The sequence below is a fragment of the Streptomyces sp. SPB074 genome (assembly GCF_000154905.1).
Classification (GTDB): domain Bacteria; phylum Actinomycetota; class Actinomycetes; order Streptomycetales; family Streptomycetaceae; genus Streptomyces.
Map to the genome: position 1 here is coordinate 676,549 of NZ_GG770539.1, position 22,274 is coordinate 698,822.

Genomic DNA, 22,274 nt, shown 5'->3' on the forward strand with positions numbered 1-22,274 from the left:
ACGGGCCCGAGCGCGGAGCGCCGCGCCCGCAGCACCTTCTCGGTCCGCTTCATCGGCGAGGGCGGCGGCCGGCGCGTGTACACGGAGGTGCGGGGTGGCGACCCGGGCTACGACGAGACGGCCCGCATCCTCAGCGAGTCGGCCCTGTGCCTCGCCCTGGACGACCTCCCCGCGCTGGCCGGCCAGTTGACACCGGCGGCGGCGATGGGCGAGACGCTCACGGAGCGCCTGCGGAGGTCGGGGCTGGTGATCAGGGAGGCGGCACGGCGGGAGGGCTGAGCGGGAGCCGGGGACGCGGGCGAGACGAGCGGGGTCGCGGGCGCGGGCGTGACCTGCGGTCCCCTCACCCCGCCAGAAACCCTCGCAGCCGTCCGAGCAGCGCCTCCGGCCGGTGCAGCGGGATGATGTGCCCCGAACCCTCGACCAGGCCGCCCGTCACATCGTCCGCGCAGCCGCGCAGTTGCCCCTCCAGCGCCCCGCCGACCGGGTGGGCGCCGAGCGCCAGGGCCGGGACCGTGAGGCGGGTCGTGGCGACCGCTTCGGCGATGCGGGCGGCGCTCTCGGGGAGCGCGCGGTAGTGGGCGAAAGCGGCGCGCAGGGACTCCTTACCGGTGTAGGCGCGGAGGAAGGCGTCGCGCGCCCAGCCGGGGACGCCCTCGCCGAGGGTGCCTTCCGTCAGGAACCAGTCGGTGTAAGCGGCTTCGTGGCCCTCCAGGACGGTTTCGGCGAGCCCCGGCACCGCGTGGAAGCCGAACCACCACGGCGGGCCGCCCACGAGGAAGTCCTCCGCGCCGGGGAGCCGTCCCAGCAGCGACTCCATAACGACGAGCCGCCGGACGAGCGCGGGGCGGCGCAGGGCGAGGAGGAAGGCGGGCGGGGTGCCCGCGTCGATGCCGACGACGGCGGCCGAGGTCACGCCGAGCGCGGCGAGGAGCGCTTCGGCGTCCTCGGCTGGCGTGCCCGCGTCGTAGCCGCCCGCGGGCTTGTCGCTCGCCCCGAGCCCCCGCAGGTCGGGCGCGATGAGCGTGTACCGGTCGGCGAGGCCCGCCATGACGACGCGCCACAGCTCCCACGTGTGCGGGAAGCCGTGGAGCAGGAGGACGGCTGGCCCCGAACCCGCGAGCGCGACGTTGAGCGTGACCCCGTTGACGGGGACGCGGCGGAGGGTGACGTCCTCCAGGGGAAGGGGGCGGGGTGCGGTCATGCGGCGGACTCCCGGGCAGCGAGGGCGAGTGGCGTCCCCACGCTAGGCGCCCCGGCTCCGCGAGAGGGCACCCGCCCGTGCCTCAGTTCCCCACCGCGTCCTTGAGTGCCGCCCTGCACAAGGCGTCCGCGCGGCGCGTCGTCTCGGGGAGGCGGTAGCGCGGGGTCAGGGCGAGGGTGTGGGCGCACGCCGTGTCGAGCGTGACGCGGTGGCCTGCCGAGACGTAGACGGGTTTGACGCCGGTGCGGGTGCGCAGGGCCGCGCCGACCTCCTCCGTGCCGTCCAGCAGCGGGGCGCGGGCGCCGCGCTCGGCGCCGGGCGCCGCGTGGGTGAAGAGGAACGGGTTCTTCGCGACGCCGAAGGAGGGCAGCCCCGTGAGGACGCCGAGGTGCGCGGCGAGCCCGAAGCGGCGCGGATGGGCGAGGCCGTAGCCGTCGCAAACCACGATGCCGGGGGCAACGCGCAGGCGTTCCAGGGCCACGAGGACGGTGGGCAGTTCGCGGAAGGCGAGGAGCCCGGGGACGTACGGGAACGAGACCCGCCCCACGGCCGTCGCCTGCCCGAGGACGGTGCGGCCACCGGGGCCGAGCACGACGGCCGCCGCCGCGACGAGGTCGCGGGCGTCGTCGTAGGCGACATCCACGCCGGTCAGCGGGACGGTGCCGGGCGCGGGACCGGCCTCGTCGCGGACGAGGCGCGCGCGCAGCGCCTCCTGCACGGCGCGCGCCTGTGTCTCGGTACGTGGCCAGTCGGCGGGTGTGCGCAAGATCTCCACGTTCCCATCGTGACCCCCGCAACCTGCGGGTACGCGGTTTCCGGGCGGGCGGTGACGAAGTTCACTGTCCCCGCCCGGCCACTGAACGGGGGCTTCCGGCGTCTCTCACTGGTGTACGGCCGCAGTCCCGCCCGTCGACAATCAGGGGAGCAGGCGTTGACCCTCACCATCGAACAAGCTGTCAAGGCCCATGTCGTGGCCGCCGCCGCCTTCTTTCCCATCGTCGAGGCCACGTTCCACTACGACGCCCGCGACCCGTTCGCGGTCCGCGTGGACTTCCCCGCCTCCGCCACGCTGGAGGGCACGGAGGTCAGCTGGACGTTCGCGCGCGAACTCCTGCGCGACGGACTCACCGGGCCCGCGGGGACGGGCGACGTGCGGGTGCGCCCGCACAGCTGGGAGCGGCTGATCGTGGAGTTCCACGCGCCCGAGGGCATGGCCGTCGTGCACCTGCCGAGCGCGGAGGTACGGGGCTTCCTGGAGCGGACGGCCGGGGTCGTCGCACCCGGCGAGGAACGGATCACCGTGGACCTGGACCGGTGTCTGGCGGCGCTCATGCGGGAGGGCTGAGGGCGGGAGCGGCGGACGGCGCGGGCTGCGGGCTGCGGGCTGCGGGCTGCGGGCTGCGGGCTGCGGGCTGCGGGCTGCGGGCTGCGGGCTGCGGGGGATCTGAGCTCACCTCTCTACCCCGCTCTCGCGCCCCGCACACAGAGTCCGTGCCACGCACTTACATCTCATTAACCTACGGTGTCGTAACCTACGGGTCCGTAGGTAGTCGTGCGCGTCGTGCGCCCGGTGCCGCCTGCGTCCGCTCTTCACCCCTCCGTCCCCAGGAGAATCCGTGAGTCTGGTGTCCCCGCGCCGCTCCCCCGACGACCTCAGCGCCGACTGGACCGACCGCCGGCTGCTGCTCGCCCTGGAGGAGGTGGTGGAGCGGGAACTCAACCGGCACCTCTCGGTGACGAAGGACTGGATGCCGCACCACTACGTGCCCTGGGGCGAGGCGAGGAACTTCCCCGAGTTCTTCGTGGACGGCGAGCCCTGGGCCCCGGAGCAGTCGAAGGTCACCGAGGTGGGCAGGACCGCTCTCGTCGTCAATCTCCTGACCGAGGACAACCTGCCCAGCTACCACCACGAGATCGCCGCGCTCTTCGGCCGCGACGGCGCCTGGGGCACGTGGGTGCACCGCTGGACCGCCGAGGAGGCCCGGCACGGCATCGTGATGCGGGACTACCTGCTCGCGAGCCGCGCGGTCGACCCGGACGCGCTCGAACGCTTCCGCATGGAGCACATGAGCGCCGGGTTCGAGTCCGACAACCGGCACTCGATGCTCCACTCGGTCGCCTACGTGGCCTTCCAGGAACTCGCCACGCGCGTCTCGCACCGCAACACGGGCCACCAGTCGGGCGACCCGGTGTGCGACCGGATGCTGGCACGCATCGCGACGGACGAGAACCTGCACATGGTCTTCTACCGCAACCTGCTGCGCGCCTCGCTCGACCTCGCCCCCGACCTGGCGCTCTCCGCGATCCGCGACGTCGTCGTGGACTTCCGGATGCCGGGCCACGGCATCCCCAACTTCGGCCGCGCGGCCGCGCAGATGGCCATCGGCGAGGTCTACAACCTGCGCATCCACCACGACGACGTGCTCTCCCCCGTGCTGCGCTACCTCAAGGTCCTCGACCGCGACGGGCTCGGGCCCGAGGGGCTCAAGGCGCAGGAGGAGCTGGGTTATTTCATGGGCGAGCTGGACGACAAGGCCAGCGCCTTCGACGAGAGGCTCGCGGCCCGCAAGGAACGCATCGCGGCCAAGGCGGCGGCTCAGGACTGAGCGACAGCGCGGAACGCGACCGGGACACGGGGGCGGGGACCGGCGGGCGGGGCCGGGGTGCGGGGGCGCGGGTGAGCCCCCGCCCGGCTCGCGTCCCCGTCCCCCTCCCCCGCTCCCGCCTCGCGTCTCCCGTCCCGTTCCTCACGCCCCGCGCAGTTTCCGCAGGCGGCCGCGCTCCTTCTCCGAGAGGCCGCCCCAGACCCCGTAGCGCTCGTCGCGCGCGAGGGCGTGTTCCAGGCAGGCGCGGCGGCTCGGGCACGAGCGGCAGACGCGCTTGGCGTCCTGGACCGAACCGCCCGGCTCGGGGAAGAAGAAGTCCGGGCCGACCTGCGCGCACAGGGCGGTGCCCTGCCAGTCCGCGGGTTCCTCGCCCGTGCTCGTGCTGTCGCCGTGATCGTTCATGCGGAGCATCGTGCCGCGCGGCCGGAAACAAACGATCAACGCGCGCTCAACGCCGGGTCCCGGGCGGCGTGTCGAGGCTGGACAAGGCGGCTCGTGCCCGCCCGCCTCACACGCCGACCGGCAGGCTCTCGAAGCCCCGCATCACGAAGTTCGGCCGCCTCTTCGCCTCCCCCGCGAGGTGGAGGCCGGGGGCGCGGTCGAGCAGTGCGGCGAGCGAGGCGGTGAGTTCGAGGCGGGCGAGCGGGGCGCCGAGGCAGTAGTGGATGCCCGCGCTGAACGAGACGTGAGGGTTCGCCCGGCGCCCGAGGTCGAGGCGCCCTGGCGCGGTGAACACGGCGGGGTCGTGGTTGGCCGAGCCGAAGAGGAGGGCCAGTTCCTCGCCGCGCGGGATCGTGACACCGCCGATCTCGATGTCGTCGAGCACCCAGCGCTCGAAGAGCTGCAACGGCGTTTCGAAGCGCAGCAGTTCCTCCACGGCGGAGGGGACGAGGCCGGGGTCGGCGCGGAGCGCGGCGAGCTGGCCGGGGTGGGTGAGGAGCGCGTGCCAGCCGTTGACGGTCGAGCCGACCGTGGCCTCGTGCCCGGCGTTGAGGAGCAGCGCGCAGGTCGCCACGATCTCCGCCTCGCTGAGCCGGTCCCCCGCCTCGCGGGCGACGACGAGGGCGGAGACGAGGTCGTCGCCGGGGTGGCGCGCGCGGTCCGCGAGGAGAGCGCGCAGGTAGGCGGAGAACTCGGCGGAGGCGGCGACCGCGCGCCGTGCCGTCTCCTGCGACGGGTTCAGCTCGTACATCGCGCAGATCGCCGCCGACCAGGGGCGCAGGAGGGGCCGGTCGGCCGCGGGCACCCCGAGGAGTTCGGCGATGACGGCGACGGGCAGCGGCTCGGCGACCTCGGTGAGGAGGTCGCCGCCGCCGCGCTCGGCGAGCGTGGCGGCGAGGTCGCGGGCCAGCCCGGTCACGTAGGGGCGCAGCGCCGCCACCGTGCGCGGGGTGAAGGCGTGCGCGACGAGGCGGCGGACGCGGGTGTGGTCGGGCGGTTCGCGTTCGAGCATCCCGAGGTCGTTCAGCTCGTGGAAGGGCGCGCGGGCCGCCGGGGGCGGGGTGCGGCCGAACTCCTCGTGCGTGAAGCGGTGCAGGTGGCTCCGGCCGAGGCGGCGGTCGCGCAGGAGTGCGGAGACGTCGGCGTGGTGCGGGACGAGCCACTGGCGGCTCGGCGGGTAGTACAGGACGCGTCCCGCCGCGCGCAGGGAGGCGTACGCCGGGTAGGGGTCGGCGAGGAAGGCGGGGTCGGCGTGGTCGAAGCCGGTGGGGGCGAGGGGACGCGAGGCGGCGGGCATGGCAAGGACGGTAGAGGCGCGCGAGCGCGGTTGGCCAGGGGCCGTACCGGTGGGCGCGGGGCCCCTCAGCCGCGCGGGTTCGGCGTCATGACCGCGAAGACGGCGCCGTGCGGGTCCGCGAAGCGTGCCATGCGGCCCACGCCGGGGATGTCGAACGGCTCCAGGTCGGCGACCGCGCCGCCCGCGAGGGCCCGCGCCGCCGTCGCGTCGCAGTCGGACACGTTGAAGTACGGGAGCCAGTACGGTCCGCGCCCGCCCGCGGGGGTGCCGAGCGGGGCGATCCCGGCGAACATGTCCTCGGGGGTACCTCCGGCGGGGTGCGGCATGAGGTAGTCACCGCCCTCCATGTGCATCGTCGTCGTCTCCCAGCCGAAGACCCGGCCGTAGAAGGTGACGGCGGCCGGGGGCTCGGTGCTCTCCAGTTCGGCCCAGAAGAAGGCGTTCGTGTCGGTGACGAGTTCGAGGCCCTTGTTGGTGCCCGGTTCCCACACGGCGAAGGCGGCGCCCTGCGGATCGGTGCAGGCGGCGAGCCTGCCGAGGTCCATGACGTCCGTCGCCCCGGTCGTCACCGTGCCGCCGTGCTGGACGACCGAGCGCGCGGTCGCGGCCGCGTCGGGTGTCTTGAAGTAGAGCGTCCAGGCGGGCGGCACCTCGTCGGCCGGGGCCGGCATGACGGCGGCCACGGTTCTGCCGTTTAGCGTGAACAGTCCGTAGTTCCCCCGGTCCGGGCCCATGCGCCGCAGCGACCAGCCGAAGAGCCCGGCGTAGAAGTGCTCGGCCCGGTCGAGGCCGGGCGTGGAGAGTTCGAGCCAGACGGGCTCGCCGTCCGCGTAGTGCGCGCTGTTGAGCATGGCGGTTCCCTCGCTCGCGTCGTGAGCCCGCCGCCACGGGGTACGGGCACGGCGGACGCCGTGTTCCCAAGTCTGGCACCGGCGCCCGCGCGGCGCGCGACGAGCGGGAGCCCCGCGCGGGCCCCCCGGTCGGCCCCGCGCGAGGCGCCCCGTCGGCCCCGCGCGAGACCCCGGTCAGCCGCCGTGCCCCGCGTGCGCGCCCGCCCCGGACGCCACGCCCTTGTCCGCCGCCGCGCCCTTTCCCGTCGCCGCTCCCCCGCCCGTACCGCTGTCCCCGCTCTTCTTCATCCCGTGGCCCTCGTGCCCCGGCACGGTGCCGTCCTCCTTCGCGACCAGGAACATCCCGGCCATGCCCATGTCGGAGTGCGACTGGACGTGGCAGTGGTACATCCACGCCCCGGCACCCACGCCCTCGCCCGCGACGACCTGGAAACCGAAGGAGTCGGCGGGCCCGACGATCTTGTTGTCGATGACGGCCGAGGGGTCCTCGGGGCCGGTGAGCAGGCCCGTGCGGTTGTCCGCCCAGCGGTGACCGTGCATGTGGAAGGTGTGGTAGTACTCGCCGTGCGTGATCATGACGATCTCGACGCGCTCGCCCACGACGGCCTCGAAGTCGGGGCCCTGCTTGAGGTTGTTGATCGTCATGTCGTTGAAGACGATCGTGTACGTGCGGTCGGGCAGCGGATCGCCCTTGCGGCGCACCACCACTCCCCCGTAGAGCCCGTTGCGGATGCCGCCGGTGCCGTGGTCGGTGCCCACGACGTGGTCGTGGTAGTGCCAGTAGCCCGCGCTGCCGGGGCGGTAGGTGCCGTCCGCGCGCTTGCCCGGCTTGTGGGTGCGCCAGGTGTACGTGCGGTGGCCGCCGGGCGGGACGTGACTGCCGCTCATGCGGGTCCCGTCGCTGGAGATCTCGTAGTCGAGGCCGTGGACGTGGAGGCTCGCGTCGACGTCCATCGTGTTCTCGAAGTCGATGTGCAGCGTGTCGCCCTCGTTCAGCTCGATGAGCGGGCCGGGGATGCTCGCCTTGCCCTTCTCCAGGCCGTAGCCCATCTGGCCGTTCGTGAGGCGTTCGGCGTACATCGTGATGCGGCGCACCTCGCCTCCGGCGGGTGCCGTCGGCGCGGTCACGGCGGCCGCTGCCGTACCGCCCGTCGCGCTCGCGCCGACCACGCCGAGACCCGCCGCGGCGGCTGCTCCGCCGAGCAGGTAGCGCCGCCCGATGCGCCGCGCTCCCGGGCCCTCGTCCGTCGAAGCCATTACGAACTCCTGTTCCGATGCGGGGACTTGCCGGACCCCTTGGGCCCCTGGGACGGCCACACAGTAGCCGGGCCGCCCTCGTTTATCCACGATGAGGACAAAGTTTGTGCCATTCAGGTCATAGGTATTGGCCTTCCGTGCAAAGGGGTCTAGCTTCGGCGGCGCTGTTGCTGCGACTGACGAGGGTGGAGGACCACATGCGGTTCACGCCGCACCACAGGACACCGGCTCAGGTGTTCGGCACCGAGAGAACAGCCCGACACTCCGCACCCCCCACGAAGAACGGCGCCACCACGACATCACCCGCCCGCCTCCGGGCCCGCAGGCGGACACGGCTCGCGGGGGCAGCGGTCCTCGCCTCGGCCGCGCTCGCGACCGGGCTGCTCACCGGGCCGCCCGCCGGAGCCGCGGGCAAGGCCACGCTCGCCCTGCCCTCGCCGCCCGGCGGGGACGAGGTGAAGGTGCTCGTCTACACCGGGAGCACCGCCCCGGAGTCCCCCGCCGTCAACGCGGGGATCGAGGCCATCGAGAAGATCGGCCAGTCGGGGCCCGCCGGCCAGCGCTTCACGATCGAGGCGACCGACAAGGCGAAGGTCTTCACCAACGCGACCAAGCTCGGCAAGACCAACGCCGTCGTGTTCCTCACGGGACCCGGGGACGTCCTCAACGCCGAGCAGGAGGCGGGTCTTGAGTCGTACATCAAGGCCGGGGGCGGTTTCGTCGGCCTGAACGACGCGGCGCGTACCGAGCCGTACTCCGACTGGTACACCGGTCTCATCGGGGCGCGGCCCGTCGAGGGCAGCGGGGCGAAGGCCCAGCGCGCCACCGTCGAGGTCGGCGACCGGCTCAACCCGGCGACCAAGGACCTGCCGCTGGAGTGGAAGCACCCCGACAAGTGGCTCAACTGGCAGACGAACCCGAGCGGCAAGGTGCACACCGTCGCCCGGGTCCGCGAGTCCACGTACACCCCGGGCGCGGGTGCCAACGGCGCGGACCACCCGGTCTCGTGGTGCCGCGACTACGACGGCGGACGGTCCTTCTACTCCGCGATGGGCGGTACGGCGGACAGCTTCGCCGAGACCGACTTCCGCGCCCACCTGCGCGGGGCCCTGCTGTGGACGACGCGCCTCGTGCAGGCGGACTGCGCGGCGACGATCGCGTCCAACTACGTCGCCGAGCGGCTGACCCAGCCCAACAAGGCCGGGGAGAACGACCAGATCGGCGAGCCGCACGGCCTCGTCACCGCCCCCGACGGGCGCGTCTTCTACATCGGGCGCGGCGGCAAGGACGGGAGCCAGCCGGTCGTGACCGACTGGAACGACCCCGACGTCGGCAAGGGCGAGGGCGAGATCCACGTCTACGACCCGAAGACCAAGCAGGTCACGCTCGCCGGGAAGCTCTCCGTCTTCGGCAACAAGGGCGGCGGCGACGAGCTGGTCAAGGTCGAGGAGGGGCTGCTCGGCATCGCGCTGGACCCGCGCTTCGAGGACAACGGCTGGGTTTACCTGCACTACACGCCGCACTCCAAGCTCGACCGCGACAAGCAGATGGCGACCCGCCAGGTCTCGCGCTTCACTCTCGACAAGAAGACGAACAAGCTGGACCTCTCCTCCGAGAAGGTCCTGCTCTCCTGGCCGGTGCAGGTGCACTCCTGCTGCCACGCCGGCGGCGGCCTCGCCTGGGACTCCCACGACAACCTGTACATCGCCGTGGGCGACAACAACTCCTCCCAGTTCAGCGACGGTTACTCGGGCAACAACCCGCAGCCCAACTACAAGGGCGTCTCCTTCGCCGACGCCCGCCGCACGGCGGGCAACACCAACAACCTCAACGGGAAGATCCTGCGCATCCACCCGGAGCAGGACGGCACCTACACCATCCCCGAGGGGAACCTCTTCACCGGCAAGGAGACCGCCGAGGGCGGCGGCAAGACGCGCGGCGAGATCTACGTGATGGGCGTCCGCAACCCCGCGCGCATCTCGATCGACAAGAAGACCGACACCCTCTACGCGGGCTGGGTCGGCCCCGACGCGGGCGCCCCGAGCGAGACGTGGGGCCCGGCCAAGTACGACACCTTCGCCGTCATCACGAAGGCGAGCAACCGCGGCTGGCCCTACTGCATGGGCAACAAGCAGCCCTACCGCGACCGCAACCTGCCCGACCCGAGCAAGCCGCTCGGCTGGTACGACTGCGACCACCCGAAGAACGAGTCCCCGAACAACGACGGGCTCGTCAACCTCCCGCCCGTCACGGGCAACAACATCTGGTACTCGCCCCAGGGCGGCGGCCCGGACTACCCGCGCAACGCGGCCGGAGTGCCCTCCTACAAGCAGAGCGAGGCCACGTACAAGCTGCCGTGGCTCAAGGGCGGTGGCCAGGCCACGATGGACGGCCCGGTCTACCGGTACGACGAGAACAGCGCCAGCTCCGTCAAGTGGCCCCAGTACTGGGACGGCAAGTGGTTCGTCGGTGACTTCTACGACGACACGCAGCCCCGGCATGCGGTGCTCATGGACCCGAAGACGCAGGGCGAGGGCGGGCTGCCCGTCCACGCCGAGTCCCTGAAGAAGATCATCCCCGTCGGCGACAAGGGCATCCGCAACCTGATGGACTGGAAGTTCGCGCCGGACGGCTCGCTCTACGTCCTCGACTACGGGCGCGGCTTCTTCACCTCGGACAGCCACTCCGCGCTGTGGCGCGTGACCTACAAGGGCGGGGGCCCCACCCCCGCCGCCGACCAGCTGGTGAGGAGGTAAGCAGTGCGCACACGACGTACGAGAGCGCGGCACCGGGCTCCCCGGCTGCTGCTGACCCTGCTCGCCGCGTTCGGGCTCGTCCTCGGACTGAGCGCGACGAGCGCGACGGGCGACACGGGGGCCGGGACCACGGCCGCCCGGCAGACCGCGAAGCCGGAGAAGGACGCCGCGCCCAAGGCGGCGCAGGTGCTCAACTGGAGCGCGGGCGACGACATCACGCACTACGTCTCCGCGCCCGAGCAGGCGGTCGCCGGGCCCGCCACGATCGTCTTCGAGAACAGCGCGGCCACCGGCAACACCACCGGGATGCCGCACACGCTGACCTTCGACGTCTCCAGCCCCGACTACAACAACGACGTCAACGTCAACATCCTCGCCAACCCCTCGGACGCCGAGGGCGGCAAGCACAGCGTCGACGTCGTGCTCACCCCGGGCACCTACCGCTACCACTGCACGATCCCGGGGCACCTCTCGATGGAGGGCACCCTCGTGGTGACCGACGGCGGGGGCGGCGAGGACACCACCGCGCCCACCACCTCGGCGAAGGTGAGCGGTGACCAGAACGCCGACGGCGCCTACGTCGGCTCCGCCTCCGTCGCGATCGAGGCGAGCGACGAGGGCTCGGGCGTCGACACCGTCGAGTACGCGATCGGCGCGGACGGCGCCTGGCAGCCGTACACGGCGCCCGTCGTCGTGGACCAGGTCGGCGAGCACGTCGTGCGCTACCGCGCGACGGACAAGGCGGGCAACGCGGCCGAGGAGAAGTCCGTCTCCTTCACCGTCGCCGGTCCGCCGACCGACGACCAGGACGCGCCGGAGACCTCCGCGACCGTCACCGGCGACAAGGACGAGAACGGCGCCTACCTCGGGATGGCGACCGTCACCGTCACCGCCTCCGACACCGGTTCCGGCGTCAACAAGATCGAGTACGCGCTCGGCGCGGACGGCGCCTGGCAGGAGTACACCGGGCCCGTCATGGTCCATGAGACGGGCGAGCACGTGGTGCGCTACCGGGCCACCGACAAGGCGGGCAACGCGGCGGCCGAGAAGACAGTCTCGTTCACCGTCGTCGAGCCGCCCGCGCAGGACACCACGGCGCCCGTGGTGGGCGCGGAGGTGACCGGTTCGAAGAACTCGGACGGCGCCTACCTCGCCTCGGCGAAGCTCACCCTGAACGCGACCGACGACGACTCCGGCGTCGACAAGGTGGAGTACTCGCTCGACGCGGGCCCCTACCTCGCCTACGGCAAGCCCGTCGTGGTCGACCGCGTCGGCCGGCACACCGTCGACTACCGCGCGAGCGACAAGGCGGGCAACACCTCCGAGGCGCGGCAGGTGGCCTTCACCGTCGCGGCCGGGGGCGGCGTCCCCGCGCCGGGCTGCGCCGAGTTCGACGAGCGCAAGACCGTCTTCGTCGGCACGGTGGACACCGGGGTGCCCAACCGCATCACGGAGAACCGCTGCCGGATCAACGAGCGCATCGAGGACGAGAAGGACTGGTCCTCCCACGCGCTGTTCCTCAAGCACGTCACCAAGGTGCTCGACGAGCTGCGCGCCGAGAACGTCATCGACAAGCGCGAGCGCAAGGCGATCAACCAGGCCGCCAAGGCGTCCGGGATCGGCACGCCGGGGCAGACGACCGGCTACAAGGACCTCATGGACGGTTCGCAGGCCCAGTTCGCCAAGTGGGAGCAGGTCGGCGGCGGCAAGTTCGCGCTGAACGACGACGGCTCGATCACCAGCTCCACCGACGTGGACGGCATGGGGATGCTGTGGTTCCCGGAGCGGAAGTTCGACGACTTCTCGCTCAAGCTCCGCTTCCGTGACGACGGGCCGGGCACCACCAACGCCAACGGCGGGGTCTTCGTCCGCTTCCCGAACGTCCACGACCACCCGGAGGAGTCGCGGCCCGAGTGGGTCGCGATCAACTACGGGCACGAGATCCAGATCTTCGACTCCCCCTCCGGGGACATGTACAAGACCGGGTCCGTGTACGGCTTCGACCGGGTCGGCCTCGCGGGCGCCCAGGTCACCGAGAAGGGGACCTGGAACGACTACGAGATCCGGGCCGTCGACCAGCACTTCCAGATCTTCCGCAACGGGGTGCTGATCAACGAGTTCGACAACACCGGCGGCCAGCTCTTCGAGCCGCCCCGGTCCGGGGACCCGGGCACCGACGGGCGGCGCTACGCCTCCGGCTACGTCGGTCTCCAGGTACACAGCACCTCCGACGTGATCTCCTACCGGGACATCCGTATCCAGGAGCTGTAGTCCGGCGCGCACGCGCGGCGCGGTTCAGCCGGGAGCGGCGGCGGTGGCACCCCCACCGTCGCCGCTCCGTTCTCTCTCGCGCGGCGTGCGCGGCCGCCTTCGGCGTGCGGCCGCCCGGGTGGCGGTGGCGCCAGATCCAGAAGACGGCGCAGGAGACGAGTGCCCAGGCCGCGAGCACGAGGTAGGGGAAGACGTGCTGGTGGCCGCGGAAGTACACGGCGGTGTGCTGCGCGTTGACCGAGGCGCCCGGCGGCAGCCACTGGCCGATGTGCCCCAGGACCGAGGGCAGCAGCGGCCAGGAGACCGCGCCGCCCGAGGAGGGGTTGCCGAGCAGCACCATGACGCCCCAGGTCGGGAGCATCGCCCAGCGCCCGACGAGGGTGTTGAACATCGTGAAGACCATGCCGCACGTGAACATCGTGAACGCGAGGATGAGCCAGGACTGCGTGAACGGCAGGTGCAGCGCGCCGAGCCACCAGTCCACGACGGCCGCGATGGTGAACCCGCCGAGCAGCGCGTAGACGGCCGTGCACGCGATCCGTTCCAGCGGGTCGAGGCCGCGGGCGTGCACGCTGAGCTGGATGGCGCCGACGAAGCCCACGATGACGGCGGCGAGCGAGATGTAGAAGAGCGCGAGCCCGCGCGGGTCCCCCGACTGGAGCGGATTGACGTCCCGCACGGTCACGGGCGTCCCCGTCTCCTTGCCGACCTCGGGCGCGGCCTAGGCGAGCAGTTGCGCGACCGAGGCGCCCGAGGCGCCGGACGGGTCGAGCCGCGCCCGCCCGCCGTCGCGGCTCAGCACCGCGAAGACCTTCTGCTCCTCGATGGCGTCGCGCGCGTCCCCGTAGTCACGGTACGGATGCAGGCTCAGGCCCGCGTTCGGCGCCCGCTCCATGCCGTCCACGAACCGCAGTCCCTGCGGCCAGCGGTGCTCGCCGACGACGGCGATGGGCACGTGGCCCGGTGTCGGCTTCGCCATCTGGTAGGTGTACGAGCCGGCGAAGAGCCCGGCGGCGGTCAGGGGGCACAGCACGAGGGCGGGCCGGTACGGCGAGGTGCGGAAGTCCGCCCAGCGCTCGCGGGCGGAGGGGCGGTGCGCGTGGTCGGGGTGGGCGCCGGGGCGGGGGCTGCCGGGATCGGCCATGGCTCAGCCCGTCTCCTTCCGGGCACGGCTCGGCTGCACCCGGGAGGGCTCGCCCGGCATCTTCGGGTAGTCGGGCGGGTAGGGCAGCTCGCCGTGGCCCTCGGCCTCGTCGCGGGCCGCGAGGTCGAGGAGGGGTTCGAGCGAGTAGCGGCGCGCGTCCATGTCCGCGTGCACGTCGCCGCGCTCGCGGTAGCGGGCCGTCATCGTGCGCAGGTCGAAGTCGCGCGGGTCGGCGTCGGGGACCTCGTCCCAGGTGAGCGGGGCCGAGACGGGCGCGTGCGGGCGGGCGCGGAGCGAGTAGGCGGCGGCGATGGTGCGGTCCCTGGCGTTCTGGTTGTAGTCGAGGAAGATGCGCTCGCCGCGCTCCTCCTTCCACCAGTGCGTCGTGACCTTGCCCGGCATCCGGCGTTCCAGCTCGCGCCCCACGGCGATCGCCGCGCGCCGCACCCCGGTGAAGTCCCAGCGCGGCTCGATCGGCACGAAGACGTGCAGTCCGCGCCCGCCGGAGGTCTTCGGGAAGCCGCGCAGGCCCAGCTCCTCCAGGAGCCCGCGCAGTTCGACGGCGACCGCGACGGCCTCGGCGAAGCCGGTGCCGGGCTGCGGGTCGAGGTCGAGGCGCAGCTCGTCGGGATGGTCCGTGTCGTCGGCGCGTACGGCCCAGGGGTGGAAGACGAGACCGCCGAGGTTCGCGGCCCACAGGATCGCGGCGGGCTCCTCGGGGCACAGTTCGTCGGCGTGCCGGCCGCTCGGGAAGGAGATGCGCGCGGTGCGCAGCCAGGAGGGGTGGTTCTTCGGGGCGCGCTTCTGGAAGAACGACTCGCCCTCCACGCCCTCCGGGTAGCGCTCCAGGGTCGTGGGCCGCGTGCGCAGGGCCCGGGTCATGCCCTCGCCGACCGTGAGGTAGTACGCGGCGACGTCCCGCTTCGTGTAGCCGGGGCGCGGATAGTAGATCTTGTCGGGGTGGCTGATCCGCACGGTGCGCCCGCCCCCCGTCAGCTCCTCCGCTTCGTCCGCCATGGCGCCACGGTAGGCGGACGCGCCGTGCGCCGCATATCGGCACGTACGCGTCCGTCATGCGCGTACACCCCGTACCGGGACACAATCGGGCCATGCGCCTGCCTGTCATGCCCCCGGTGAAGCCGATGCTCGCGAAGGCCGTGCCCGAGATCCCGGCCGGGATGCAGTACGAGGCGAAGTGGGACGGTTTCCGCTGCCTGGTCTTCCGGGACGGCGAGGAGGTGATGCTGGGCAGCCGCACGGGCAAGCCGCTCGGGCGGTACTTCCCGGAGCTGGTCGAGGCGCTGCGGGAGCGGCTGCCGCGGCGGTGCGTGCTCGACGGGGAGGTGGTGGTGGCGCGCGGCGGGCGGCTCGACTTCGACGCGCTGAGCGAGCGCATCCACCCGGCGGCCTCGCGGGTGCGGCTGCTCGCGGGGACGACGCCGTCCTCGTACGTCGCCTTCGACCTGCTCGCGCTCGGCGAGGAGTCCCTGGTCGCGCGCCCGCAGCGCGAGCGCAGGGAACGGCTCGAAGGGGTGCTCGCCGGGGTGGCCCCGCCGGTGTACCTCGCGCCCGCGACGGACGACCGCGCGGTGGCCGGGGAGTGGTTCGGGCGCTTCGAGGGGGCGGGGCTGGACGGGATCGTCGCGAAGCCGCCGGGACTGCCGTACCGGGAGAACCAGCGGGTGATGTTCAAGGTGAAGCACGAGCGGACGGCCGACTGCGTCGTGGCCGGGCTGCGGTTCCACAAGAGCGGCCCGGTGGTCGGCTCCCTGCTGCTCGGGCTGTACGACGAGGAGGGGGCGCTCCAGCACGTCGGCGTGTGCGCGGCCTTCCCGATGAAGCGGCGCGCGGAGCTGATGGAGGAGCTGGAGCCGCTGCGGATGGACGGGCCGGGAGCGCGCTCCGGACAGCACGGGGCTGAGCATCCTTGGGCGCACTGGGCCGAGGCGGAGGCCCAGGAGGCGGGGCGGCTGCCGGGCGGGCCGAGCCGGTGGACGGGCACGAAGGACCTGTCCTGGGTACCGCTGCGGCCCGAGCGGGTCTGCGAGGTCGCCTACGACCACATGGAGGGCTCCGCCGCCTCCGGCAGGGCCCGCTTCCGGCACACCGCCCGCTGGCGCCGCTGGCGCCCGGACCGCACCCCGGAGAGCTGTACGTACGCGCAGGTGGACGAGCCGGTGCGGTACGAGCTGGGGGCGGTACTGGGCGACGGCTGAGCCGCGTACCGTACCGCCCGCGCCGTACCGCCCGCCGGGCACCGCCGGGCACCGCCGCCTCTAGCTAGCTAGAGCGGCGCCTGCCGTCCGCGCCAGTCCAGGCACAGCACCATCGCGTCGTCGTCCTGCGTGACCGTGCCCCGGTGGGTCGCCAGCTCCTTGAGCACGGCGTAGGGGACCTGTGCGGGCGGCAGCAGCCGGGTGCCGGTCATCGCGGCGGCCAGGGCGCGCTTGCCGTACGGTTCGCCGGCCGGGGACAGGGCCTCGTAGACACCGTCGCTGAAGAAGAAGAGCCGGTCCCCGGGCAGGACCCGGAAGCGCTGGACGGTGTAGACGGTGTCCTCGAACATGCCGAGCGGGAGCTGGGCGTCGAGTTCGATCCGCTCGGTGACGCCGTCGCGCTGGCGCCACAACTGCGGCGAGCCCGCGTCCACCACCTCGGCGTCGCCGGTCGCGAGGTCGAAGCGGAGCAGGAGCGTGGACAGGTGCACGCCGCCCTGGTGGTGGCCGTAGATCGCCTGGTCGGCGAGGGCGGCCTGGTCGGCGAGGCCGAGACCGGCGCGGCGCGCGTTGCGCAGCGCGTTGACGGCGAGGTTGGTGAGCAGTGCCGCCTCGATGCCCTCGCCCGTGCCGTTGGTGACGGAGAGGTGCAGCGTCTCGGCCGAGCCGGACCAGTCGAAGTTGTCGCCGCGGATCGCGTAGGCGGGCTCCAGCTGGGCGCCGAGCGCGTACTCGGGACGGGAGCAGGAGCGGCCCGGGAGCAGCTGCCACTGGAGCTCGGCGGCGAGGGTGAGGCGGCGGGCGCGCCGGGCCTGCTGGTAGAGGTCGGTGTCGCGTTCGGCGACGAGGATCTCGTGCCCGAGCACCTCGCCGATGTCGGCCAGCTCCGCCGCCATCTCCTCGTCGTAGCCGCCCTCGGGCAGCCGCACGGTGAGGATGCCGAGCCGGTCGCCACGCACGGTCACCGGCACGTGGACGAGGGTGCGCTCGCCGGAGTTCTCCGCGTACGGCTGCTGGGCTCCGAAGGCGCGCCCGGGCGCTCCCAGGTGGGCGGACAGCGGCTCCGGAGGGAGCACCGGGGGTTCGACGGGCTGGAGTATGGTCATGGCGTAGTCGGCCATGAGCAGATCAGCGCCCACGGCCCCGTACCGGGCCCGGAGCGCCGTCCGCAGCGCGTCGAGCAGGGCATGGGGAGGGGCCTTGCGCAGGGCGCGTTCCACCGCCGCGAATCTGTCCACCGTTTGTGTACCACCTGTCTCGGAGATCGGGAGAAGGGAAGCCGGACCACCATGCCCCAGCGACTGACAGGAGCCCTGCGGAGTGTCAGAGTTGAGGACATGCGAGCCGAGGCGGCGACCCAGGAGAACCGGGCCGCCGCGGCACGGGTGGCCGGGGAGGTCATCGAGCTGCTGGAAGTGATGTGGCACAAGGGGCGCGACCTGGCGCCCACGGCCCCGGTCTCAGTCTCGCAGCTGCGCGTGCTGTACATCCTGGACCGCGAGGACGGGATCAACCTGCGCACGCTCGGCGAGGAGCTGGGCGCGGCGCCGTCCTCGGTGAGCAGGCTGTGCGACCGGCTCCAGGCACTCGGCTACGTGGAGCGGGCGGCGAGCCGGTCGAGCCGGCGCGAGGTGGAGCTGCGGCTCACCCCGCCCGGGACGCGGTACCTGGACCAGTTGCGGGCGCGGCGGCAGAGCGCGCTCCTGGAGATTTTGGAGCGGATGCCGCAGGCCGACAGGGACGCGCTGGCGCGCGGTCTCGGGGGGTTCCTCGACGCCGCCGACTGGGAGGCCGCCGACTGGGGCGGGGAGCGGCAGGCGGATTCCCCGGGCGAGGGGCCCATGCGGGACGGGACGGCCGACACCGCCTGAGCGCCGCCCCCCGTCGTGCGGGAACGGCCCCCTGGACCAGTACACGCTTGTGACCTCCGGTTCGCCTCGGCCCGCGCGCCACCGATCGGGCATGGCGGTCCTGTCGGGGCTCAGATTGTTTCCTCGGGCGCACTGTTGTCAAACGGCAAGTGTCCGGGGACGGCGGCAGGGGCTGACACCTGGTCAGCCGACGACCGCGGTTCACGATGACATGCCGGTACCCGCTACCGGGCACCACGGCGCTCCGCTAATGTTTGCCGGAGGGCAACAGTTGCCGACGCCGCGCACCACGCGTGACGTGACCAGGAAGGGCGCCACCATGCCGGACGAGGCCGTCAGTCACGCGGACATCCCCGGGGCGCGGGTGGTGCGGCTGGTGGGAGAAGCCGATCTGGACACGGCGGAGGCACTCGACGGGGCGCTCACCGGAGCCCTGGGCTCGGGGCTGCCGCGCACGGTGGTGGACCTCTCGCGGACGACCTTCGCGGACTCCACGGTGCTCGGGGTGTTGCTGCGGGCCCACACCCTGCACGAGCAGGCGGGCCTGCGCCTGCTGCTCGCCGGCCCGCTGGACGACGTGCTCCTCCGCCTCTTCGACGTGACGGGCACACGGGCGTACCTGCGGTTCACGGCGGACGTCGCGCAGGCGGTCACGGACGGGGACTGGCACCAGGAACAGGGCTGAGGACGGGCCCGGGGAGGGGCCGGACGGGCGGGGCGGGTCGCGGCGGGGGCGGGAATCGCCGACCGGCCCGAGCGGTCACCCACCGGCCTGAGCGGTCGCGGCAGAGGCGGTCACGGGAGAAGCGTGCCGCCGTGCGGTGCTGCGCCGCGAGCGGCGGCGGAAGACGGCGCACGGAGCGTGGGGCGGGGCGTAGCGGGAGGTACGCGGCGGCCCGCGAGCCGGGGGTGGGGCCCCGGCCCGTTGGGCGGCGGGACTCAGGCCGTGCGGTGGGTGAGCAGTTCGGCCCAGCCGTGCGCGATGAACGTCGGCACCTGGCGCGGGTCCGGGTCCGCGAGGCGCAGTCCGGGGAAGCGGGCGAAGAGGGCGGGGAGCGCGACACCGGCCTCCAGCTGGGCGAGCGGCGCGCCGATGCAGCGGTGCGCGCCGATCCCGAAGGCGAGGTGGTCACCGGAGTCGCGGTGCGCGTCGAAGAGGTGCGCGGTGTCCCCGTAGTGCGCGGGGTCGTGGTTGGCCGCCGCGTACATCGTGAGGATCGCGCTGCCCCCAGGGATGAGGACGCCGCCCGTCTCGGGGCCCTGGATGTCCTCGATCGCGAAGCGCACCGGCAGGTTCGCGATGCTCGGCGCCCAGCGCGGCCTCTCGGTGACGACCCGCTCCCAGGCCAGCTCCCCCGCCCGCGCCCGCGCGAGCTGCTCGGGGTGGGTGAGCAGGGCGAAGACCGCGTTGCCGATGAGGTTGACCGTCGTCTCGACGCCCGCGCCGATGACGAGCAGGAGCGTGTCGCGCAGTTCGTCGTCCGAGAGCCGGTCGCCGTCGGTGTCGCGCACGCTCACGAGGTCGCTCGCGAGGTCGTCGCCGGGCGCGGTCCGCTTGGTCTCGATGAGTTCGCCGAGCACCGCGTAGAGGCGGGCGAGCGTCGCCATGGCCTCCTCGGCCGGGCGCGAGACGTCCATGAAGTCGTCGAGCAGCGTGACGAGCTCCGCCTTGTGGGCCCCGCTCACGCCGAACAGCTCGCAGATGATCTCCATCGGGAGCTGCCGCGCGAAGGCGGCGCGCAGGTCCACCACCTCGTCCTCGGGCACGGCCTCGATCTCGTCGAGGAGGCGCGAGACGATCTCCTCGACCCTGCCGCGCAGCCGCTCGGTGCGGTGGTGCGTGGAGGAGGGCGCGACGAGCTTGCGCAGCCGGCTGTGGTCGACCCCGTAGGTGCTGAGCATGTTGACGACGCCGACCCAGCCGAGTATCCAGCCCCACTCCGGGTTGGTCGCGGCCTCCGGCCAGCGGTCCCAGTGCGCGCGCGGGTCCTTGCTGACGCGCGGGTCCAGGATGAGGGCGCGCAGGCTGTCGTACCGCGTGACCGCGAAGGCCGGGATGCCGCCGGGCAGGATGGTCTCCACGACGGGGCCGCGGGCGCGCAGCCGGGCGGCCTCGGCCGGGATGTCGGCGCCTACGGGATCGAGGGGGACGGCTTGGAGCTGGTCCACGGGGTGACTCCTGGCTGATCGGGTCGGACGGGTCCGAAGGTGACGGGCAGCGCGGCCAGGGCCCGGTGGAAGGGACCGGGGCGCCAGGTCAGCGCGTCGAAGGGGACCGCCAGTTCCAGGCCGGGCAGCAGGGTCAGGAGCCGGTCGATCGCGGTCGCGGCGATCAGCAGCGCCGGATCGGCGGCGGGGCAGCGGTGCTCGCCCGCGCCGAAGCCGAGGTGCGCGCCGCCGTCCGAGCGCTCGTCGGCGTGCGCGGGCAGCCCGGTGGGATCGGAGCCGGCCCCCGCGTACGAGACGAGGACGAGTTCGGCGGGCTGTATCCAGGTGCCGTGGAAGCGCACGGGGCGGGTCGCGAAGTACGGGCCGTAGTTCGCCATCGACGGGTCCGTGCGCAGCACCTCGGCGAGCGCCTCGCGGGTGGAGAGCGCGCCGTCCGTGAGCGAGGAGTAGTAGCGCTCGTCGGTGAGCATCCGCGCCGTGGTGTTGCTGATGAGGTTCGCGGAGGGCTCGTTGCCCGCGCCGAGGGTAAGCACGACGTGCTGCACGACCTCCTCGGGGGCGAGCTGGGCGGGGTGCCCGATGAGCCAGGAGGGCAGGTCGTCGCCGGGGCTTTCGTACTTCGCTGTGATGAGTTCGTTCATGTAGCCGCCGAACTGCTCGTTGGCCGCGACGGCGTCCGCGCCCACCGCGTTCGCGAGGGTCGTCAGGATGCGGTCCAGCTCACGGCCCGAGGCGTCCGAGCGTCCGTACAGGCTGTTGATGACGCGGGCCATCAGCGGGCGCGCGTACTGCCCGACGAGGTCGGCGCGGCCCTCGGCGGCGAACTTGCGCACGAGGTCGTCGGCGATCTCCGTGACCGTCGCGCGCAGCCGGTGCGGCTGGATCAACCGGAAGCAGTCGCTCACCGCCTGCCGGAAGCGGTCGTGGACGCTGCCGTCGGTGAAGAGCGCGTTGGGCCGGTAGCCGATCATGCCGAGCACCCCTTGTGCCTCGGGGGTGTCCGGCAGGCTCGCCTCCCACGGGCGCGGGTCCTTGGACCAGTGCGCGTCCCGGTCGGTGAGGATCTCCCAGGCCGCCCGGTAGTCGAGGACGAGGTGCGCGCCCACGCCCGGCGCGACCTCCACCGGGGCGACGGCGCCGTGCCGGGCGCGCAGCCGCGCGTAGGCGGCGTGCGGGTCGGCGGCGAACTCGGGCGCGTACAGCGCGGTGGCGCCGGGGACGTATCGGTTGCTCAACTCTCCACCAGCTCACGGATGTGCTCGACAAGCATGATCAGCATGTGCCGCGCCGAGCGCGGGTCGCGCGCGTCGCAGACCGCGAGCGGCGTGGACTCCTCCAGGTCGAGCGCGGCGCGCAGGGCCTCGGGGCCGTGCGCGGGCGAGTCCTCGAACTGGTTGACCGCGACGGCGTACGGGACCCCGCGCCGCTCCACGAGGTCGAGCACGTCGAAGCTCGCGTCCAGGCGCCGCGTGTCGGCGAGGACGAGGACGCCCATCGCCCCGTAGGTCAGCTCCTCCCACAGCAGCCGGAAGCGTTCCTGCCCCGGCGCGCCGAAGAGGTAGAGGACGGCGCCGGGGTGCTCGGCGGGCTGCGGCGGGCGCGACGTGAGGCGCCCGAAGTCCACACCGACGGTCGTCGTGGTCTTGCCCCGTACGCCGCAGAGGTCGTCCACGCTCTCGCCCGCCTGCGTCAGCACCTCCTCGGTGGTGAGCGGGGCGGTCTCGGAGGCGGCGGCGACGAAGGTCGTCTTGCCGACGGCGAAGGGCCCGGCGACGACGATCTTCACCGGGACCGGCAGCTCGTGCGCGGGGGTGTCCGCGGGAGCGACGGGCGTGGGGGCCGGGGTGCCGGAGGCGGACGCCGGGGTGCCCGGCCGGGGGGCCAGGTCAGAGGGCACGGAGGCCATGGAGCACCACATCCAGGAGTGCGGGGTCGGGGAGCTGGGCGGGGGCCGGGGACTCGCGGGTCAGCACGGCGCCGCTCGCGGCGAGCGCGGCGGCCATCATGCGGACGACGGCGTAGGGCAGCCCCAGTTGCGCGGCGCACTCGTAGACGGAGAGCGTGCCCTCGTCCTCGATGAGCGCGAGGAGGCGGCGCGCCGCCGCGTCGAGCCCCGCGGGGGAGGCACCGGGATCGGCGTGCAGCAGCGTCGTGCGCTCCACGCCGATCCGGGTGGGGACTGCGAGCCCGG

General features: G+C 73.1%; 19 protein-coding genes and 2 pseudogenes. 8 read left to right on the forward strand and 13 right to left on the reverse strand.

Annotated elements, in window-relative coordinates:
• A pseudogene (locus SSBG_RS02770) lies at positions 1–279 on the forward strand (saccharopine dehydrogenase); the annotation flags it as partial.
• A gap of 64 nt (positions 280–343) precedes the next feature.
• Here the strand turns inward: SSBG_RS02770 and SSBG_RS02775 are convergent.
• Together SSBG_RS02775 and SSBG_RS02780 are read right to left on the reverse strand one after the other, a co-directional pair.
• Positions 344–1,204, reverse strand: a complete 861-nt coding sequence (locus SSBG_RS02775) for an alpha/beta fold hydrolase (protein ID WP_008744712.1) — start codon at positions 1,202–1,204, stop codon at positions 344–346.
• An 82-nt stretch (positions 1,205–1,286) separates the two neighbouring features.
• On the reverse strand, positions 1,287–1,979 hold the full coding sequence (locus tag SSBG_RS02780) for an endonuclease V (protein ID WP_008744713.1): 693 nt from the start codon (positions 1,977–1,979) through the stop codon (positions 1,287–1,289).
• A 156-nt stretch (positions 1,980–2,135) separates the two neighbouring features.
• On the opposite strand from SSBG_RS02780, the gene SSBG_RS02785 reads away from it, so the two are divergent.
• Both SSBG_RS02785 and SSBG_RS02790 read left to right on the forward strand, forming a co-directional pair.
• Positions 2,136–2,549, forward strand: a complete 414-nt coding sequence (locus SSBG_RS02785; RefSeq protein ID WP_008744714.1) for an SsgA family sporulation/cell division regulator — start codon at positions 2,136–2,138, stop codon at positions 2,547–2,549.
• Between the two features lie 271 nt (positions 2,550–2,820).
• The gene (locus SSBG_RS02790) at positions 2,821–3,810 is read left to right on the forward strand and encodes an acyl-ACP desaturase (RefSeq protein ID WP_037868798.1); all 990 of its coding nucleotides are present in this window, start codon (positions 2,821–2,823) and stop codon (positions 3,808–3,810) included.
• A gap of 141 nt (positions 3,811–3,951) precedes the next feature.
• Here the strand turns inward: SSBG_RS02790 and SSBG_RS02795 are convergent, their stop codons facing one another.
• The 4 genes from SSBG_RS02795 to SSBG_RS02810 form a co-directional block, all read right to left on the reverse strand.
• Positions 3,952–4,221: a WhiB family transcriptional regulator gene (locus SSBG_RS02795; protein WP_008744716.1), complete on the reverse strand. Its 270-nt coding sequence runs from the start codon at positions 4,219–4,221 to the stop codon at positions 3,952–3,954.
• 97 nt (positions 4,222–4,318) lie between these two features.
• Entirely contained in the window at positions 4,319–5,548 is a 1,230-nt protein-coding gene (locus tag SSBG_RS02800) for a cytochrome P450 (protein WP_008744717.1), read from the reverse strand.
• Positions 5,549–5,613: 65 nt separating this feature from the next.
• Positions 5,614–6,399, reverse strand: coding sequence for a VOC family protein (locus tag SSBG_RS02805; protein WP_008744718.1), 786 nt, complete (start codon positions 6,397–6,399; stop codon positions 5,614–5,616).
• A 174-nt stretch (positions 6,400–6,573) separates the two neighbouring features.
• Positions 6,574–7,656, reverse strand: a complete 1,083-nt coding sequence (locus SSBG_RS02810) for a multicopper oxidase domain-containing protein (RefSeq protein ID WP_037868800.1) — start codon at positions 7,654–7,656, stop codon at positions 6,574–6,576.
• Positions 7,657–7,853: 197 nt separating this feature from the next.
• Here SSBG_RS02810 and SSBG_RS02815 point away from each other — a divergent pair, with 197 nt between their 5' ends.
• Positions 7,854–10,412, forward strand: a complete 2,559-nt coding sequence (locus SSBG_RS02815) for a ThuA domain-containing protein (protein WP_008744720.1) — start codon at positions 7,854–7,856, stop codon at positions 10,410–10,412.
• A 45-nt stretch (positions 10,413–10,457) separates the two neighbouring features.
• Complete coding sequence (locus SSBG_RS02820; protein ID WP_420790332.1) at positions 10,458–12,683, forward strand: OmpL47-type beta-barrel domain-containing protein; 2,226 nt, start codon at positions 10,458–10,460, stop codon at positions 12,681–12,683.
• 82 nt (positions 12,684–12,765) lie between these two features.
• Here the strand turns inward: SSBG_RS02820 and SSBG_RS02825 are convergent.
• Both SSBG_RS02825 and ligD read right to left on the reverse strand, forming a co-directional pair.
• A pseudogene (locus SSBG_RS02825) lies at positions 12,766–13,827 on the reverse strand (ABC transporter permease); the annotation flags it as partial.
• Positions 13,828–13,830: 3 nt separating this feature from the next.
• A complete protein-coding gene (gene ligD / locus SSBG_RS02830; protein WP_008744724.1) occupies positions 13,831–14,844 on the reverse strand; it encodes a non-homologous end-joining DNA ligase in 1,014 nt (337 codons plus the stop codon).
• 92 nt (positions 14,845–14,936) lie between these two features.
• Between ligD and SSBG_RS02835 the strand changes: the two genes are divergently transcribed.
• Positions 14,937–16,043, forward strand: coding sequence for an ATP-dependent DNA ligase (locus SSBG_RS02835; protein ID WP_008744725.1), 1,107 nt, complete (start codon positions 14,937–14,939; stop codon positions 16,041–16,043).
• 68 nt (positions 16,044–16,111) lie between these two features.
• Here the strand turns inward: SSBG_RS02835 and SSBG_RS02840 are convergent, their stop codons facing one another.
• Complete coding sequence (locus tag SSBG_RS02840; RefSeq protein ID WP_008744726.1) at positions 16,112–17,281, reverse strand: PP2C family protein-serine/threonine phosphatase; 1,170 nt, start codon at positions 17,279–17,281, stop codon at positions 16,112–16,114.
• Positions 17,282–17,380: 99 nt separating this feature from the next.
• Here SSBG_RS02840 and SSBG_RS02845 point away from each other — a divergent pair, with 99 nt between their 5' ends.
• On the forward strand, positions 17,381–17,914 hold the full coding sequence (locus SSBG_RS02845) for a MarR family winged helix-turn-helix transcriptional regulator (RefSeq protein WP_008744727.1): 534 nt from the start codon (positions 17,381–17,383) through the stop codon (positions 17,912–17,914).
• Positions 17,915–18,212: 298 nt separating this feature from the next.
• Complete coding sequence (locus SSBG_RS02850; protein WP_420790259.1) at positions 18,213–18,599, forward strand: STAS domain-containing protein; 387 nt, start codon at positions 18,213–18,215, stop codon at positions 18,597–18,599.
• 254 nt (positions 18,600–18,853) lie between these two features.
• Here the strand turns inward: SSBG_RS02850 and SSBG_RS02855 are convergent, their stop codons facing one another.
• From SSBG_RS02855 to SSBG_RS02870, 4 genes are all read right to left on the reverse strand, one after another.
• Entirely contained in the window at positions 18,854–20,083 is a 1,230-nt protein-coding gene (locus tag SSBG_RS02855; protein ID WP_008744729.1) for a cytochrome P450 family protein, read from the reverse strand.
• Positions 20,047–21,318 (reverse strand): cytochrome P450, encoded by a 1,272-nt coding sequence (locus tag SSBG_RS02860; protein ID WP_037868806.1) that lies wholly within the window; start codon positions 21,316–21,318, stop codon positions 20,047–20,049. The genes SSBG_RS02855 and SSBG_RS02860 overlap by 37 nt, the downstream gene beginning before the upstream one ends.
• Entirely contained in the window at positions 21,315–21,881 is a 567-nt protein-coding gene (locus SSBG_RS02865; protein WP_008744731.1) for a GTP-binding protein, read from the reverse strand. The genes SSBG_RS02860 and SSBG_RS02865 overlap by 4 nt, the downstream gene beginning before the upstream one ends.
• Before the next feature lie 88 nt (positions 21,882–21,969).
• The coding region (locus tag SSBG_RS02870) for a DUF742 domain-containing protein (RefSeq protein WP_234010321.1) at positions 21,970–22,274 on the reverse strand (305 nt) is incomplete at its 5' end.

What these genes read in the sequence shown, in the direction of transcription:
- SSBG_RS02795 (WP_008744716.1), bottom strand. Translation starts at nt 4,221, where the DNA reads ATGCTCCGCATGAACGATCACGGCGACAGCACGAGCACGGGCGAGGAA.
- SSBG_RS02775 (WP_008744712.1), bottom strand. Translation starts at nt 1,204, where the DNA reads ATGACCGCACCCCGCCCCCTTCCCCTGGAGGACGTCACCCTCCGCCGC.
- SSBG_RS02800 (WP_008744717.1), bottom strand. Translation starts at nt 5,548, where the DNA reads ATGCCCGCCGCCTCGCGTCCCCTCGCCCCCACCGGCTTCGACCACGCC.
- SSBG_RS02815 (WP_008744720.1), top strand. Translation starts at nt 7,854, where the DNA reads ATGCGGTTCACGCCGCACCACAGGACACCGGCTCAGGTGTTCGGCACC.
- SSBG_RS02810 (WP_037868800.1), bottom strand. Translation starts at nt 7,656, where the DNA reads ATGGCTTCGACGGACGAGGGCCCGGGAGCGCGGCGCATCGGGCGGCGC.
- ligD (WP_008744724.1), bottom strand. Translation starts at nt 14,844, where the DNA reads ATGGCGGACGAAGCGGAGGAGCTGACGGGGGGCGGGCGCACCGTGCGG.
- SSBG_RS02805 (WP_008744718.1), bottom strand. Translation starts at nt 6,399, where the DNA reads ATGCTCAACAGCGCGCACTACGCGGACGGCGAGCCCGTCTGGCTCGAA.
- SSBG_RS02845 (WP_008744727.1), top strand. Translation starts at nt 17,381, where the DNA reads ATGCGAGCCGAGGCGGCGACCCAGGAGAACCGGGCCGCCGCGGCACGG.
- SSBG_RS02835 (WP_008744725.1), top strand. Translation starts at nt 14,937, where the DNA reads ATGCGCCTGCCTGTCATGCCCCCGGTGAAGCCGATGCTCGCGAAGGCC.